Consider the following 14,747-nt stretch of genomic DNA (forward strand, 5'->3'; position numbering starts at 1 on the left):
CGCTCGCGGTCCGTCGCCGCGCTCCGCGGTTCCCTCCTCCCCCTTCCCGCCTGAACAAGAGCCACTGGGACGTCATGCAGATTCAAGACCTTCCGTATCCCGACCCGGGTGTGCCGGACGCGCGCTCGGGGCCCCGATTCCTGTGGTGGCTCGGCCGGAATCAGCTCGGTGGACAGCTCAAGTCCCTGGCCTGGGGGCTGCTGCACTTCGTGTCCGTCTCCGCGCTGCCGTTCTGTGTGGGGTTCGCCGTGCAGGCCGTGGTCGACCGCTCCGGGAGCCGGCTGGCCCTGACCGGCGGGCTGATGGTGCTGTGCGGGGCGGGCATCGCCTTGGGCGACACCTTCCTGCACCGGGCCGCCGTCACCAACTGGATCACGGCCGCCGCCCGCGTCCAGCAACTCCTGGCCCGCCAGGCAGCCCACCTCGGCTCGGCGCTGACCCGGCGGGTCGCCGCCGGTGAGGTCGTGGCCGTGTCCACGGGTGACGTCGAGAAGATCGGCTGGTTCGTGGAGGCGCTGTCCCGCTTCCTGGCCGCCGCGCTGACGCTCGTCATCGCGTGCGTCGGGCTGTTCCTGTACCAGCCCGCGCTCGGTGTCGTCGTCGCCGTGGGTGTGCCCGTGCTGGCGGTCTCCGTGCTGCCCCTGCTGCCCCGCGCCACCCGGCGCGCCGACGTGCAGCGCGAGAAGGCGGGCCGCGCCACCGAACTCGCCTCCGACACCGTGGCCGGACTGCGGGTGCTGCGCGGCATCGGCGGCGAGGAACTGTTCCTCGACCGCTACCGCCGCGCCTCCCAGGAGGTCCGCCACGCGGCCGTGCGCAGTGCCCGGATGTGGGCGGTCATCTCCGCGATCCAGGTGCTGATGCCGGGGCTGCTGCTGATCGCGATCGTCTGGCACGGCGTGCGGCTGGCCCGCGAGGGACGGGTCACCGTCGGCGAACTGGTCACCGTCTACAGCGCGGTGATGATCATGTCCTATCCGCTGCGGCACTTCGAGGAGATCGCCATGGCGTACTCCTTCTCCCGGCCCTCGGCCAAACGCGCCGCACGCGTGCTGTCCCTGGAGCGCGTCACCGACACCGTGGGGACACGCGCGGCCGAGGTGCCCGCCGGGGATCTGTACGACCCGGACACCGGTCTGCTCGCTCCCTCCGGCCGGCTCACCGCCGTGGTGTGCGGCGACCCGGACGCGGCCGGGCGGCTGGCGGAACGGCTCGGCGGACACCCCGCCGAGGAGGGCGTCTCCGTGCTCCTGGACGGCGTACCGCTCGACGAACTCCCCCTCGACTCGGCGCGCACCGCCGTCCTCGTCCAGGACAAGGACCCGGTGCTGCTGTCCGGTTCGCTGCGCGAACTGCTCGACGTGCCCGCCTCGGGTGCGGTCGGCGCGGAGGAGGCCCTGGCCGCCGCGCAGTGCGGGGACGTGCTGGTGGCACTCGCGCAGGGCTCGCTCGACACCGAGGACCCGATGGACGCCCGCATCACCGAACGCGGACGCTCCCTCTCCGGCGGCCAGCGCCAACGGCTCGCCCTGGCACGGTCGTTGATCACTGACCCGGAGGTCCTCGTCCTGGACGAGCCGACCTCCGCCGTCGACTCCCACACCGAGGCCCGGATCGCCGACGGTGTACGGGAGTTGAGGACCGGCCGGACCACGGTGGTGTTCACCTCCTCGCCCCTGCTCCTGGACCACGCGGACCGGGTCGTGCTCGTGCACGAGGGCGCGGTGGTGGCGGTCGGCACCCATCGCGATCTGCTTCGGAGCGAGTCCCGGTACCGGGCCGTAGTGACGCGGGAGACCGAGGACGAGTCCGCCCTGCGGGAGGCGCTGGACGACGAACAGGCCTCCCTGCGGGGTGAGTTGGAATCCCGTGCGGCCCCGCTCCGGCGTGCCGCGGAACACGACGAGGGCGCCGCTCCGCAAGGCGCCGCGGCACACGACAAGGCCGCTGCGCGGGGCGAGTCGAACCATGACGAGGCTCCTCACCGGGGTGCCGAGGACGACGACGGGGGCTCGCTGCGGGCCGCCTTGGACGACGACGAAGCCGCTCTGCGGAGCGCACTGGAAGAAATCGAGGAGAGCGCATGATCGGCGTGGCGCCCCCGGCCTACGACCCGGCGGCCCCGACCACGGCGAACACCCTGCCGGTCGGAGCCCCCGCGACCGTACGCGCGTACGTGTCCGAACTGTTCCAGCGGCACCGCCGCGCCTTCCTCCTTCTCGTCAGCGTGAACACGGTCGCCGTGATCGCCTCGATGGTGGGCCCCTACCTGCTCGGCGATCTCGTCGAGCGGGTGTCGGACGGCGCGCGGGAACTCCATCTCGGCATGACCATCGGGGTGTTCGTGGCCGCACTCGCCGTGCAGGCCCTGTTCATCCGGCAGGTGCGGTTGCGCGGCGCGATGCTCGGCGAGCGGATGCTGGCCGACCTGCGCGAGGACTTCCTCGTCCGCTCGGTCGGGCTGCCGCCGGGCGTCCTGGAACGGGCGGGCACCGGCGACCTCCTGTCCCGCATCACCACCGACATCGACCGGCTCGCCAACGCGATGCGGGAAGCCGTGCCTCAACTGGCGATCGGTGTGGTGTGGGCGGTGCTGCTGCTCGGCGGTCTCGTCGTCACCGTGCCGCCGCTCGCGCCCGCCGTGCTGATCGCGGTGCCGGTGCTGGTGATCGGCTGCCGCTGGTACTTCAAGCGCGCACCGGCCGGCTACCGCTCCGAGGCCGCCGGGTACGCCGCCGTGGCCGCGGCCCTCGCCGAGACCGTGGACGCCGGCCGCACCGTGGAGGCCCACCGCCTCGGCGACCGGCGCATCGCCCTCTCCGAGCGCCGCGTCAAGGAGTGGACCGCCTGGGAGAACTACACGCTCTGGCTGCGGTCGGTGCTCTTCCCGGTCATCAACGTCACCCACGTCACGGTGCTCTGCTCGGTCCTGATGCTCGGCGGGGTGTTCGTCCTCCAGGGCTGGATCGGGGTGGGTGATCTGACGACGGGCGCCCTCATCGCGCAGATGCTCGTCGACCCGGTGAACCTGATCCTGCGCTGGTACGACGAGCTCCAGGTCGCCCAGGTCTCGCTGGCCCGGCTGGTCGGCGTCCGCGACATCGAGCCCGACGCCGGGGACGCCGCGCTGTCCCCCGAGGGCCGGGACGTCCACGCGGACCGGGTGCACTTCGGCTACCGCGAGGGCGTCGACGTGCTCCGCAGGGTGTCCCTTGAGGTCGCGCCCGGCACCCGGCTGGCCCTGGTCGGCCCCTCGGGCGCGGGCAAGTCCACCCTGGGCAGGCTGCTCGCCGGCATCTACGCGCCACGGGACGGCCGGATCACCCTCGGCGGCGCCGAACTCTCCCGGATGACCGCGGAACACGTCCGCTCCCATGTGGCCCTCGTCAACCAGGAGCACCACGTCTTCGTGGGCTCCCTGCGCGACAACCTCCTGCTCGCCCGGACCGACGCGGCGGACGCCGAGCTGTGGGCGGCGCTGGGCGCGGTCGACGCGGACGGGTGGGCGCGGGCGCTGGACGACGGCCTGGACACCGAGGTCGGCTCGGGCGGGCTCGCGCTCACCCCGGCCCAGGCCCAGCAGATCGCGCTGGCCCGGCTGGTGCTGGCCGACCCGCACACGCTGGTCCTGGACGAGGCGACCTCGCTCCTCGACCCGCGTGCGGCCCGCCACCTCGAACGGTCCCTGGCCCGCGTCCTCGACGGCCGCACGGTCGTCGCGATCGCCCATCGTCTGCACACTGCCCATGACGCGGACGTCATCGCCGTCGTCGAGAACGGGCGGATCAGCGAGCTGGGGAGCCATGACGAGTTGGTGGCGGCGGAGGGGGCGTACGCGGCGCTTTGGCGGTCGTGGCACGGGTAGCTCCGCTGGTCGAGCGGTGACTGGGCTGCGGGTCGGTGAGGTGCTGGTCGGTGAGGGACGTGAGTGATCTGCGGGCCGGTGGGGGCTGGTCGCGCAGTTCCTCGCGCCCCTTTCGGGGCGCTGTGCCGGGGCTGGTGAGAGGGGATGGACAGGGGGTGTGCCCTCCCCGGCCCGGGCCCGTGCCGTTGCGCGGTGGGGAAAAGGGGTGGAAGGCTGGGGAGCGGCACCGGTTCGGGGAGTGCCCGGGGACCATGTGGTTCGTGCCGGGCGCCGACTGTGCCCCGCACAGCGGCGACCCGCCGCCGACCGCGGTGAGAACGGGCCGGTCCCCACCACCTGGAGGTACCCGTGAACAGCGCCGACGGATGGGGAGACGACGTCTACCAGCCCGACGGATCCGAGGTGCAGGACGACGCGGGTCTGCTCGACGCGGAGGACACCCTGGTGGCCGACGGCGTCGAGGACCCCCTCGACCGCGGCTGGTCCCCGCCGGAACGCCCCTGGGCGGTGGAACGCGACGACGTGACGGCCGCTGGGCGCGAGCACGGCGAGACCCTCGACCAGCGCCTCGCCGAGGAGATCCCGGATCTCGCCGTGTCCGACGGTGACGGCATCGGCGACTCCGAGGACACCGACGGCGAGCTCCTGGACATCGAGGTCGGCGACATCCGCTCGGGCCGGCTCGTGGCGCCCGACGAAGGAGCACACGAGGACGAGGAGAGCGGCCTGATCGCCACGGACGTGGGCATCGACGGTGCCGCCGCCTCCGCCGAGGAGGCCGCGATGCACATCGTCGACGAGGACCAGGACTCCCTCTACGGCTGACAGTGAGGATTGCCATGGCATCGCTCGGGGGCCTGGCTCTCCGACTGACTGACGCTTCGGTTGTCCTTGTGAGGAATCGTCGGCCGGCCGGGCGGTGCCGTCTGGCGCGTGGCCGGTCGGGCTTCCGTGACTTCATAGGAGCCTGGCCAGAGGTCCCATCACTGTCTGCCCGACCGGCTCGCGCCCTCCCACCAGTGAGCGTTGGAAGGGCAGCACACAACAGCATGGCAGACGAGATATCGGTGGTCGGCGGGATCGACACCCACACCGACCTCCACCAGGCCGCCGTCATCGACAGCATCGGCCGGCATCTGGCCACCGAGCAGTTCGAGACCACGCCCGATGGCTACCGGCGGCTGCTGGACTGGCTCCGGTCCCGTGGCGAGGTCCTCGCCGTCGGGGTGGAGGGGACCGGTGCCTACGGCGCCGAGATCGCCCGCTTCCTCACTGCGAACGAGGTCACGGTGGTCGAGGTGGACCGGCCGGACCGCAAAGCGAGGCGGGACCACGGCAAGTCCGATCCCATCGACGCCTACGGGGCCGCGACCGCGGTCCTGTCCGGCCGGGCCGGAGGAACACCCAAGGCACGCAACGGGATCGTGGAGTCGATCCGGGCCCTGCGGGTCGTCCGCAAGAGCGCGGTCAAGGCCCGCACCCAGACCATCAACCAGATCCGAACCCTCATCGTCACCGCGCCGTCCGAAGTGCGGGACAAGCTACGGGGACTGTCTACGCGGGAGCTGGTCGACACCCTGGCCCGCTCGCGCCCCATCGGCGAACTCGACGACCCCGCTTACGCGGTGAAGATCGCGCTGCGGCGGCTCGCCCTCCGCTACCAGCAGCTCGACGAGGAGATCAAGGGCGCGGACAAGGAGATCGGGCCGCTGGTCAGCCAGGCCGCCCCAAGACTGATCGTCCTGCCCGGTGTCGGCCCGGAAACCGCAGGCCAGCTGCTGACGAGCGTGGGAGACAACCCCGACCGGCTCCGCTCCGAAGCCGCCTTCGCCCACCTCTGCGGAACCGCCCCGGTCCCCGCCTCCTCCGGACGCACCAACCGCCACCGCCTCAACCGCGGCGGCGACCGCCAGGCCAACAACGCCCTGCACACCATCGTGCTGGTCCGCATGAAGTACGACCAGCGCACCCAGGACTACGTCGCCCGGCGCACCGCCGCAGGCATGGTCAAGAAGGACATCGTCCGCTGCCTGAAGAGGTTCGTCGCCCGCGAGATCTACCGACACCTACCCCATATGACCCACACCACCAAACCGCTCCCACAGACCGCTTGACGATCTATAGGAGCTTCCTCGCCGGCCCTTCGCCGTCAACCGCACCACCGTCGCAGGAGGAGCAGCCATGCAGCAGGACAAGCAGCCCGACTACCACCCCGTGGTCTTCCGGGACCGCGCCGCCGGATACGCCTTCCTGACTCGGTCCACCGCGACCAGCGACCGGACCATCGAGTGGGACGACGGCGAGACCTACCCCGTCGTGGACGTGGAGATCTCCTCGGAGAGCCACCCCTTCTACACCGGCAAGGCGCGGACGGTGGACACGGAGGGCCGCATCGCCCAGTTCGAGCGGCGCTACGGCGGCGGTGAGGCGGGCCAGGGTTCCGGCGGGGCGTAGGCCACTGCCCGCGCCGAAGCCGGAACTGACGCCGGGCGTCAGATCACGTTGAGCGCCGCCGCGCAGCCCACTCCCCCGAGGAGTATGAACACCGGCATCAGCACCTTGAGCTCGACCCAGCTGCCCGCGCGGAACCGCATCACCTTCGGCGGCCCGATCGGGTACCAGCGCTTGCGGCCCAACGGGATCGGCCACAGGATCGGGCAGCCGGAGACGGTCAGCGCGTCCCCGATGTCGTGCACCAGCGCACCCAGCACGACCGGCAGCCCCAGCCACAGGTACTGGTGCTGCTCCGTGAAAAGCCAGTTCGAGCCGTTGCCCGGCTTGTCCAGCACGCCGGCGAGGATCCACGCGCTGGTCGCCGCCAGCAGCCACACCAGGATGTCGCTGCTGGAGCCGCGGGCCGCCCGCCACAGCAGACCCTCGATGGCCAGCACCATGTGCACGAAGAGGATCGCCAGCACCCCCCAGCGGCCGCCCAAGATCGCCACGGCCGAACTCCCCGCCCCGATCAGGACCGCCCACAGCCAGGTGTGGGTGAGGGTGCGGTGCCCGCCGGAGCGACGCGGGTCGCCCTGCTTCCTGGTCCCCTTGTACGCGGCGTACGAGAGCTTGTCGACGATCTCGCACAGGCCCCGGGAGACGGGTCCGAAGGCCCGGGAGATGGTCGCCGCCTTGTGGTCGAGGTCCGGGGCGAGCGCGGCACCGGCACAGATCAGGGCGCCCACGAGGATCACCGGCCAGGGCATTGAGTGTCCGGCCGCTGCGGCCGCGGCTCCGACGCCGAGCCAGGCCGCCGCTCCCGACAGTGAGTGTGCTGGTCCCATCATGGCCGTTCCCCGCCCCATTCCTCTTACGCCGCCGGTCAGTTGCTCGGGCGCCCTGACACTCCGTCGGCGACACAGCGTAGCGGTAGCGATCTTCGTCCCCGCAGCCGATTCCCCCATCGGCCACGACGCCAGGCAAGATGGGGTCGTGACCCTCATCGACCAGTTGCCGCCGACCGCAGATCCCGACGCCCTCTACGAAGCCTTCGAGTCGTGGGCCCGGGAGCGCGGTCTCACGCTCTACCCCCATCAGGAGGAGGCGCTGATCGAGGTGGTCTCCGGTGCGAACGTGATCGTGTCGACGCCCACCGGCTCCGGCAAGAGCATGATCGCCGCCGGTGCGCACTTCGCCGCGCTGGCGCGGGACGAGGTCACCTTCTACACCGCCCCGATCAAGGCACTGGTCTCGGAGAAGTTCTTCGAGCTGTGCAAGATGTTCGGCACCGAGAACGTCGGCATGCTGACCGGTGACGCGTCCGTCAACTCCGACGCCCCGATCATCTGCTGCACCGCGGAGGTCCTCGCGTCGATCGCGCTGCGGGACGGCAAGCACGCGGACGTCGGCCAGGTCGTCATGGACGAGTTCCACTTCTACGCGGAGGCGGACCGCGGCTGGGCCTGGCAGATCCCGATCCTGGAGCTGCCGCAGGCTCAGTTCATCCTGATGTCGGCCACGCTCGGCGACGTCGCGATGTTCGAGAAGGACCTCACCCGCCGCACCGGGCGCCCCACTTCGGTGGTCCGCTCGGCGACCCGGCCGGTACCGCTGTCCTACGAGTACAAGCTGACCCCGCTCACCGAGACGCTGACAGAGCTGCTGGAGACCAGGCAGGCGCCGGTCTACATCGTGCACTTCACCCAGGCGCAGGCCGTGGAGCGGGCGCAGGCGCTGATGAGCATCAACATGTGCTCGCGCGAGGAGAAGGACCAGATCGCCGAGCTGATCGGCAACTTCCGCTTCACCACCAAGTTCGGCCGCAACCTGTCCCGTTACGTACGGCACGGCATCGGTGTGCACCACGCCGGCATGCTGCCCAAGTACCGGCGCCTGGTGGAGAAGCTCGCGCAGGCGGGCCTGTTGAAGGTCATCTGCGGTACGGACACGCTCGGGGTGGGTGTCAACGTGCCCATCCGCACCGTGCTGTTCACGGCGCTGGCCAAGTACGACGGCATCCGGGTGCGCACGCTGCGCGCCCGTGAGTTCCACCAGATCGCGGGCCGCGCCGGACGCGCCGGCTTCGACACGGCGGGTCTGGTGGTCGCGCAGGCTCCCGAGCACGTGGTCGAGAACGAGAAGGCGCTCGCCAAGGCGGGCGACGACCCGAAGAAGCGCCGGAAGGTCGTCCGCAAGAAGGCGCCCGAGGGTTTCGTCGGCTGGTCGGACAGCACCTTCGAGAAGCTCATCACCTCCGAGCCGGAGCCGTTGACGTCCCGCTTCCGGGTCACGCACACGATGCTGCTGTCGGTGATCGCCCGGCCCGGCAACGCCTTCGACGCGATGCGGCATCTCCTGGAGGACAACCACGAGCCGCGCAAGCAGCAGTTGCGCCACATTCGGCGTGCGATCGCCATCTACCGCTCGCTCCTGGACGGCGGCATCGTCGAGAAGCTCGACACCCCGGACGCCGAGGGCCGCATCGTGCGCCTCACCGTGGATCTGCAGCAGGACTTCGCCCTCAACCAGCCGCTGTCGACCTTCGCGCTCGCCGCGTTCGAGCTGCTGGACCCCGAATCGCCGTCGTACGCGCTGGACATGGTGTCCGTGGTCGAGTCCACGCTGGACGACCCGCGCCAGATTCTCGCCGCCCAGCAGAACAAGGCGCGCGGCGAGGCCGTCGCGGCGATGAAGGCGGACGGCGTCGAGTACGAGGACCGCATGGAGCGCCTCCAGGACGTCAGCTACCCCAAGCCACTGGAGGAGTTGCTCTTCCACGCGTACAACACGTACCGCAAGAGCCACCCGTGGGTCGGCGACCACCCGCTGTCCCCGAAGTCCGTGATCCGTGACATGTACGAACGGGCCATGTCCTTCACGGAGTTGACCTCGTACTACGAGCTGGCCCGTACCGAGGGCATCGTGCTGCGCTACCTCGCCGGCGCCTTCAAGGCCCTCGACCACACCGTCCCGGACGACCTCAAGTCCGAGGACCTGGAGGATCTGATCGCCTGGCTCGGCGAGATGGTGCGCCAGGTCGACTCCAGTCTGCTGGACGAGTGGGAGCAGCTGGCCAACCCGGCGGAGATGACCGCCGAGGAGGCGCAGGAGAAGGCCGACCAGGTCAAGCCGGTCACCGCGAACGCGCGTGCCTTCCGTGTCCTCGTCCGCAACGCGATGTTCCGCCGCGTCGAACTCGCCGCCCTCGACCATGTCGACGAGCTGGGCGAGCTGGACGCCGAGGCGGGCTGGGACGCGGACGCCTGGGGCGAGGCCATGGACAAGTACTGGGACGAGTACGAGGACCTCGGCACCGGCCCCGACGCCCGCGGGCCCAAGCTCCTGCTCATCGAGGAGGAGCCCCAGCACAACCTGTGGCGCGTTCGGCAGATTTTCGCCGACCCGAACGGCGATCATGACTGGGGCATCAGCGCGGAGATCGATCTCGCGGCCTCCGACACGGAGGGCCGTGCGGTCGTCCGTGTCACCGACGTCGGCCAGCTGTGAGCACAGGAGAATCCCACCCATGACGAACCCGGCAGAGCGGCTCGTCGACCTGCTCGACCTGGAGCAGATCGAGGTCAACATCTTCCGTGGCCGCAGCCCGCACGAGTCCCTCCAGCGGGTCTTCGGCGGCCAGGTCGCGGGCCAGGCGCTGGTCGCCGCGGGCCGCACCACGGAGGGCGACCGGCCTGTGCACTCGCTGCACGCGTACTTCCTGCGCCCGGGCCGGCCGGGCGTGCCGATCGTGTACCAGGTCGAGCGGGTGCGGGACGGGAGGTCGTTCACCACCCGTCGGGTCACCGGCGTGCAGCAGGGCCGCACGATCTTCAATCTCACCGCCTCCTTTCACAAGCCTGAGCAAGGTCCCTTCGAGCACCAGCTGCCGGCCCGCGAGGTCCCGGACCCGGAGTCCCTGCCGACGGTGTCGGAGGAGGTCCGGGCCCATCTGGGCGTGCTGCCCGAGCAGTTGGAGCGAATGGCACGCCGTCAGCCCTTCGACATCCGGTACGCGGACGGGCTGCGCTGGAGCGCCGAGGAGATCAAGGACGCCGAGCCGCGCAGCGCGGTGTGGATGCGCGCGGTCGGGCCGCTCGGCGACGATCCGCTGGTGCATACCTGCGCACTGACGTACGCCAGCGACATGACGCTCCTGGACGCCGTCCGCATCCCCGTCGAACCTCTGTGGGGACCGCGGAACTTCGACATGGCGTCGCTGGACCACGCCATGTGGTTCCACCGGCCGTTCCGCGCGGACGAGTGGTTCCTTTACGACCAGGAGTCCCCGATCGCGACGGGCGGCCGCGGTCTGGCCCGCGGACGCATCTACGACCTTGAGGGACGCCTGCTCGTCTCGGTCGTCCAGGAAGGGCTGTTCAGAGCGCTGTAGCCGGTGGACGTGCGTGACGGCTCACGCGCTTCTGCGGCGCAGCCAGCCCAACATGCCGCGTGATCGCTGGGGTTCCGGCGCCGATTCCGGCTCCGGCGAGTGTTCGCTCAGGGACGGCGGTGGTCCGACGGGTTCGGCGGTCGGCGGCGATCCAGCCGGTTCGACGGTCGGTCGTGATGCAGTCGGTTCGACGGTCGGTCGTGGTGTGGCCCGTCCGACGGTCGACCGTGGCGCGGTCGGTTCGGCTGTCGGTCGTGGCGCGGGGCGGTGCCCGCGTGCCTCGTTCAGTACCTGGGCCAGATCCGCTCGCAGCCAGCTGATCTCGTCCGGGTCCTCCGCCGTCATGATCCGTTCGGCGAGGTGGGCGGCGGGCGAACCGGGAGCCCCGTGGGCGGGCGGGTCAGGCCGGAAGCGGTTCAAGTAGGCGCGCTCGTACGGGTCCTGGACGATCTCCGCGACCTGGAGGGGATCGAGCAGCGCGGCCAGAGCGCCGGCGCGCTCCCACGGGCCGTCGGCCTGGCGGAGCAGGAACCCGAGATGCCGTCCGCGCCAGTTGCGGGGCCGTAGGTCCAGGCCCTCTTGCAGTTGGTCCCTCATTCCCTCGGGCGTACGGCCGTTCAGCAGAGCGGTGTGGTTCTTGTCGGCCGCGAACTGCCGTAGTTCTTCGGCGAGATAGAGCCAGACGACGGCCCGATAGCGGTTCAGATAGAACGTCACCGGCACCACCAGTCCCAGCCGGGCGAGGCGGGTGAACCTGGCGGAGGTGACCTGCATGAGAGCCGCGCCGTCCGTGGTGCCCACGGTCCTGACGCTTTCCAGGAGTGTTTCGGGGAATCCGTCCGCCGAGCGCAGTCGGTCGATCTCGGCGTGGGCGACGCGTCGGCCGCCGCCTCCTTCGTCGGGCGCGGTGCGGACGCGTCCGAGATGTACGGCGAGGTCGAACTCGCCTCGTTTGAGCCCCAGTTCCCGTGCCGCGCGACTGGGCGCGCACGAGAGGTCGGACGGTTTGGTGATGGTGTTTCCTGCCATGGTCGATCTCCCCCGCGGAGTCCAATGCTCACGCTGTGTGCGCTTGCGATGAACAAACCGTAACCGGGTCGGCGGATCTCGTGGCAGGCCTGTGGATAACTCTGCGGAGGCCGGTGAAGTTGCAGGTCAGAGCTCTGCGTTGGGGGTCCGCTCGGGTTGTCGGGCGTCCACGCCGAGGTGCTCGCCGACGCGGTTGACGAGGAGGGTCATCTCGTAGGCGATCTGGCCGATGTCCGCGTCGGCGCCGCTGAGGACGCACAGACAGCTGCCGCTCCCCGCGGCGGTGACGAACAGGACGGCGTCGTCGAACTCGATCATCGTCTGGCGCACGCCGCCCGCGCCGAAGTGGCGTCCCGAGCCCTTGGCCAGGCTGTGCAGTCCGGACGAGACGGCGGCGAGGTGTTCGGCGTCCTCGCGGCGCAGTCCCGTGCTCGCGCCCGTCACCAGTCCGTCGTTGGACAGGACCAGGGCGTGGCGTACGTGCTCGACGCGCTCGGTCAGATCGTCCAGCAGCCAGCTCAGTCCCTGGTTCTGCGCCATGTTCCGGCCTCCCCGTGTCGCCTCTCCCCCTGGCCGGAGGATCTCCCGTCAGCCTTCCCCACCTCCGTCGCCCGGGCAAGGAGGATAGGGCCATGGCACAGAAGATGACCGACGAGGAATGGCGGGCGTTCGTCTCGCACGGCACGCGCACGGGCAAGCTGTCGACGGTACGCGCCGATGGGAGCCCTCATGTGGCGCCGATCTGGTTCCTGCTGGACGGCGACGATGTGGTGTTCAACACCGCGAAGGAAACGGTAAAAGGGCGCAATCTTGCCCGTGACGGGCGAGTCGCCCTGTGCGTGGACGACGATCGGCCGCCGTTCGACTTCGTGGTGCTGCAGGGGCGCGCCGAGTTGTCGGAGGAGCCGGGCGAACTCCGGCACTGGGCAGCCCGGATCGGGGCCCGCTACATGGGCGAGGAGCGCGCCGAGGAGTTCGGTGCCCGCAACGGGGTACCTGGCGAACTCCTCGTGCGCGTCACTGTCGAGAAGGTCCTGGCGCAGAAAGGCATTTCGGAGTGAGATGCCCAGGTCAGCCCACCGAGTCGAGCATCCGGGCGGTGTGCATCCGCCCGGCGTACTCGACGAGCCGGATCAGCACCTCCTTCCCCGAGTCGCGGTCACGGGCGTCGCAGAGGACCACGGGTGTCCCCTGGTCGAGGTCCAGCGCGCGGGAGACGTCGCGGGCGCCGTAACTGCGGGACCCCGTGAAGCAGTTGACGGCCACCACGAACGGGATGTGCCGGTGCTCGAAGTAGTCGACCGCGGGGAAGCAGTCCTCAAGGCGCCGGGTGTCCGCGAGGACCACAGCCCCCAGGGCGCCCTGAGACAGTTCGTCCCACAGGAACCAGAAGCGGTCCTGGCCCGGTGTTCCGAACAAGTAGAGGGAGAGGCCGGACCGGATGGTGATGCGGCCGAAGTCCATGGCGACGGTCGTCGTGACCTTCTGGTCCACGCCGTCAGTGTCGTCCACCAACTGACCGGCCTCGCTGAGGAGTTCCTCGGTGCGCAGCGGCCTGATCTCGCTGACCGCGCCCACCATGGTGGTCTTGCCCACGCCGAATCCGCCGGCGACCAGGATCTTCAACGCCAGGGCGGTCGTCTCGCCGTCCTCGGCGTCGGAGTGCTCGGAGACCATCGATCACTTCTCTCGGGAGTGCCGGAAACGCTCGACGTCCGTAGGTGTGCATCGTGGCAAGTGCGTCCTCCCCCTTGGGGGGTTGGACCGCTATTTGCCCGATGTGACCGCCTCGCACCTGTTCGGTGAGCGAAAAGGTGCACAGGTCGGCGTCGTACGCGTTCGAGTGGTTCTGAAGTTTCGTCACAGTGCCCGTAGTCCCTCGATCACCTCGCGCAGAATCCGTTCGTCAGGAAGCTGCGCGGGCGGCACCGGACGGCTGACGGTGACGCAGCCGAGCTCCAGGAGGTCGCCCAGGAGCACCCGGACGACTCCCAGCGGAAGGTCTGCTCCGGCGGCGAGTTCGGCGACGGACTGTGTTTCGGGGCGGCACAGGTCGACGAGGGCCCGGTGTTCCGGTCCGAGCCCGGTGTCGTCGTCGAAGCCGGGCGCGCCCGTGTCCAGCGTGACGAGCGCGATCAGGTCGAAACGCACCCCCGTAGGACCCGGTTTGGTACGTCCGCCCGTCATCGCGTAGGGGCGGACGAGAGGTCCGGCTTCCTGGTCGTACCACTGGCTGCCCGGCTCGCGCTGGACGCCGGTCGTGTCTTCGGTCATCGGAGTGGATCGCCTTCTCGCCTCATCCGGCTGCGGGCGGCCGCGCACCGACGCGCGGCGGCGTGTAGAGGTGCTCGCCGACGCGCTTGACCAGCCGCGCCATCTCGTACGCCACCAGGCCTATGTCGGCCGTGACGGCGGTGAGGACGGCGAGGCAGGAACCGTCCCCGGCCGCTGCCACGAACAGGAATCCGTCGTCCATCTCCACCATGGTCTGCCGTACTCCGCCGGCTCCGAAGTGCCGCCCCGCGCCCTTGGCCAGGCTGTGGAATCCGGAGGAGACCGCGGCGAGGTGTTCGGCGTCCTCGCGTTTGAGGTCGGTCGACGCGCCGACGGCGAGGCCGTCGTTGGAGAGCACCACGACATGCCGTACTTCGCTCACGCGCAGCACCAAGTCGTCCAGCAGCCAGTCGAGTTCGCCGGACCGCTGGGCGGCCCTCATGCTCGGGTCCTGGATCACGCGGGGTCTCCTTCGCTGCTGTCGCTGCCCGTTGCGGGGCCTGGGGTGGCACCGCGGCCCGGTTGTCTGCCGCCACCGCGCGTCCAGCCTTCGCGGTAGGCCGCCATCCGGTCCCGTACGACCTCCGGGGTGCGATGCTCGTCGCGCGGGGCCGCCGGCGCCTGTTCCCGTTCCGCGGTGGGCTGTTCGCGGAGCTGGGGGGCGAGGTGCGCCTGGCGTACGCGGCGTGGGAGGTCGTCGTTCTCGTCGGTCCCTTCGGTGTCCTCGGGGGGGCGGTGCAGTCGCAAGGTGGT

Annotated in this window: 14 protein-coding genes and 1 pseudogene; 8 read left to right on the forward strand and 7 right to left on the reverse strand. The window is 70.5% G+C overall.

Annotation, left to right across the window (positions count from 1 at the left end; translation table 11 throughout):
• The first annotated feature begins 74 nt into the window (after positions 1-74).
• From AC31A1_RS06315 to AC31A1_RS06335, 5 genes are all read left to right on the forward strand, one after another.
• On the forward strand, positions 75-2,087 hold the full coding sequence (locus tag AC31A1_RS06315; RefSeq protein ID WP_489652255.1) for an ABC transporter ATP-binding protein: 2,013 nt from the start codon (positions 75-77) through the stop codon (positions 2,085-2,087).
• Positions 2,084-3,865, forward strand: coding sequence for an ABC transporter ATP-binding protein (locus AC31A1_RS06320; RefSeq protein ID WP_489652256.1), 1,782 nt, complete (start codon positions 2,084-2,086; stop codon positions 3,863-3,865). Before AC31A1_RS06315 ends, AC31A1_RS06320 begins: the two co-directional genes overlap by 4 nt.
• 348 nt (positions 3,866-4,213) lie before the next feature.
• Entirely contained in the window at positions 4,214-4,690 is a 477-nt protein-coding gene (locus AC31A1_RS06325; protein ID WP_489652257.1) for a DUF5709 domain-containing protein, read from the forward strand.
• A 224-nt stretch (positions 4,691-4,914) separates the two neighbouring features.
• Positions 4,915-5,979 (forward strand): IS110 family RNA-guided transposase, encoded by a 1,065-nt coding sequence (locus AC31A1_RS06330; protein ID WP_489652258.1) that lies wholly within the window; start codon positions 4,915-4,917, stop codon positions 5,977-5,979.
• A gap of 67 nt (positions 5,980-6,046) precedes the next feature.
• Positions 6,047-6,319, forward strand: coding sequence for a type B 50S ribosomal protein L31 (locus AC31A1_RS06335; RefSeq protein WP_366498596.1), 273 nt, complete (start codon positions 6,047-6,049; stop codon positions 6,317-6,319).
• Positions 6,320-6,357: 38 nt separating this feature from the next.
• Here the strand turns inward: AC31A1_RS06335 and AC31A1_RS06340 are convergent, their stop codons facing one another.
• Positions 6,358-7,149 (reverse strand): metal-dependent hydrolase, encoded by a 792-nt coding sequence (locus tag AC31A1_RS06340; RefSeq protein ID WP_489652259.1) that lies wholly within the window; start codon positions 7,147-7,149, stop codon positions 6,358-6,360.
• 145 nt (positions 7,150-7,294) lie between these two features.
• Between AC31A1_RS06340 and AC31A1_RS06345 the strand changes: the two genes are divergently transcribed.
• Both AC31A1_RS06345 and AC31A1_RS06350 read left to right on the forward strand, forming a co-directional pair.
• Positions 7,295-9,808: a DEAD/DEAH box helicase gene (locus AC31A1_RS06345; protein ID WP_489652260.1), complete on the forward strand. Its 2,514-nt coding sequence runs from the start codon at positions 7,295-7,297 to the stop codon at positions 9,806-9,808.
• A 19-nt stretch (positions 9,809-9,827) separates the two neighbouring features.
• On the forward strand, positions 9,828-10,691 hold the full coding sequence (locus tag AC31A1_RS06350) for an acyl-CoA thioesterase (RefSeq protein ID WP_327405782.1): 864 nt from the start codon (positions 9,828-9,830) through the stop codon (positions 10,689-10,691).
• A gap of 21 nt (positions 10,692-10,712) precedes the next feature.
• Here the strand turns inward: AC31A1_RS06350 and AC31A1_RS06355 are convergent, their stop codons facing one another.
• The gene (locus tag AC31A1_RS06355) at positions 10,713-11,720 is read right to left on the reverse strand and encodes a DUF6397 family protein (RefSeq protein WP_489652261.1); all 1,008 of its coding nucleotides are present in this window, start codon (positions 11,718-11,720) and stop codon (positions 10,713-10,715) included.
• Positions 11,721-11,846: 126 nt separating this feature from the next.
• Positions 11,847-12,260 carry a roadblock/LC7 domain-containing protein gene (locus AC31A1_RS06360; RefSeq protein ID WP_489652262.1) on the reverse strand — a complete coding sequence of 138 codons (414 nt, stop codon included), beginning with the start codon at positions 12,258-12,260 and terminating at the stop codon, positions 11,847-11,849.
• 92 nt (positions 12,261-12,352) lie between these two features.
• On the opposite strand from AC31A1_RS06360, the gene AC31A1_RS06365 reads away from it, so the two are divergent.
• Positions 12,353-12,781: a PPOX class F420-dependent oxidoreductase gene (locus tag AC31A1_RS06365; protein WP_489652263.1), complete on the forward strand. Its 429-nt coding sequence runs from the start codon at positions 12,353-12,355 to the stop codon at positions 12,779-12,781.
• 10 nt (positions 12,782-12,791) lie between these two features.
• Here the strand turns inward: AC31A1_RS06365 and AC31A1_RS06370 are convergent, their stop codons facing one another.
• The 4 genes and pseudogenes from AC31A1_RS06370 to AC31A1_RS06385 form a co-directional block, all read right to left on the reverse strand.
• Complete coding sequence (locus AC31A1_RS06370; RefSeq protein ID WP_393753634.1) at positions 12,792-13,397, reverse strand: GTP-binding protein; 606 nt, start codon at positions 13,395-13,397, stop codon at positions 12,792-12,794.
• Positions 13,398-13,580: 183 nt separating this feature from the next.
• A complete protein-coding gene (locus tag AC31A1_RS06375; RefSeq protein WP_489652264.1) occupies positions 13,581-13,994 on the reverse strand; it encodes a DUF742 domain-containing protein in 414 nt (137 codons plus the stop codon).
• A 22-nt stretch (positions 13,995-14,016) separates the two neighbouring features.
• A complete protein-coding gene (locus AC31A1_RS06380) occupies positions 14,017-14,454 on the reverse strand; it encodes a roadblock/LC7 domain-containing protein (RefSeq protein WP_489652265.1) in 438 nt (145 codons plus the stop codon).
• Positions 14,451-14,747: pseudogene (locus AC31A1_RS06385) on the reverse strand (ATPase); the annotation flags it as partial. The gene AC31A1_RS06380 and the pseudogene AC31A1_RS06385, both read right to left, overlap by 4 nt.

The sequence above is a fragment of the Streptomyces sp. P5F9 genome, from assembly GCF_057961495.1.

Coding starts and splice junctions, on each gene's coding strand:
- AC31A1_RS06320 (WP_489652256.1), top strand. CDS start 2,084: ATGATCGGCGTGGCGCCCCCGGCCTACGACCCGGCGGCCCCGACCACG.
- AC31A1_RS06330 (WP_489652258.1), top strand. CDS start 4,915: ATGGCAGACGAGATATCGGTGGTCGGCGGGATCGACACCCACACCGAC.
- AC31A1_RS06360 (WP_489652262.1), bottom strand. CDS start 12,260: ATGGCGCAGAACCAGGGACTGAGCTGGCTGCTGGACGATCTGACCGAG.
- AC31A1_RS06365 (WP_489652263.1), top strand. CDS start 12,353: ATGGCACAGAAGATGACCGACGAGGAATGGCGGGCGTTCGTCTCGCAC.
- AC31A1_RS06340 (WP_489652259.1), bottom strand. CDS start 7,149: ATGATGGGACCAGCACACTCACTGTCGGGAGCGGCGGCCTGGCTCGGC.
- AC31A1_RS06315 (WP_489652255.1), top strand. CDS start 75: ATGCAGATTCAAGACCTTCCGTATCCCGACCCGGGTGTGCCGGACGCG.
- AC31A1_RS06350 (WP_327405782.1), top strand. CDS start 9,828: ATGACGAACCCGGCAGAGCGGCTCGTCGACCTGCTCGACCTGGAGCAG.
- AC31A1_RS06335 (WP_366498596.1), top strand. CDS start 6,047: ATGCAGCAGGACAAGCAGCCCGACTACCACCCCGTGGTCTTCCGGGAC.
- AC31A1_RS06355 (WP_489652261.1), bottom strand. CDS start 11,720: ATGGCAGGAAACACCATCACCAAACCGTCCGACCTCTCGTGCGCGCCC.
- AC31A1_RS06370 (WP_393753634.1), bottom strand. CDS start 13,397: ATGGTCTCCGAGCACTCCGACGCCGAGGACGGCGAGACGACCGCCCTG.
- AC31A1_RS06375 (WP_489652264.1), bottom strand. CDS start 13,994: ATGACCGAAGACACGACCGGCGTCCAGCGCGAGCCGGGCAGCCAGTGG.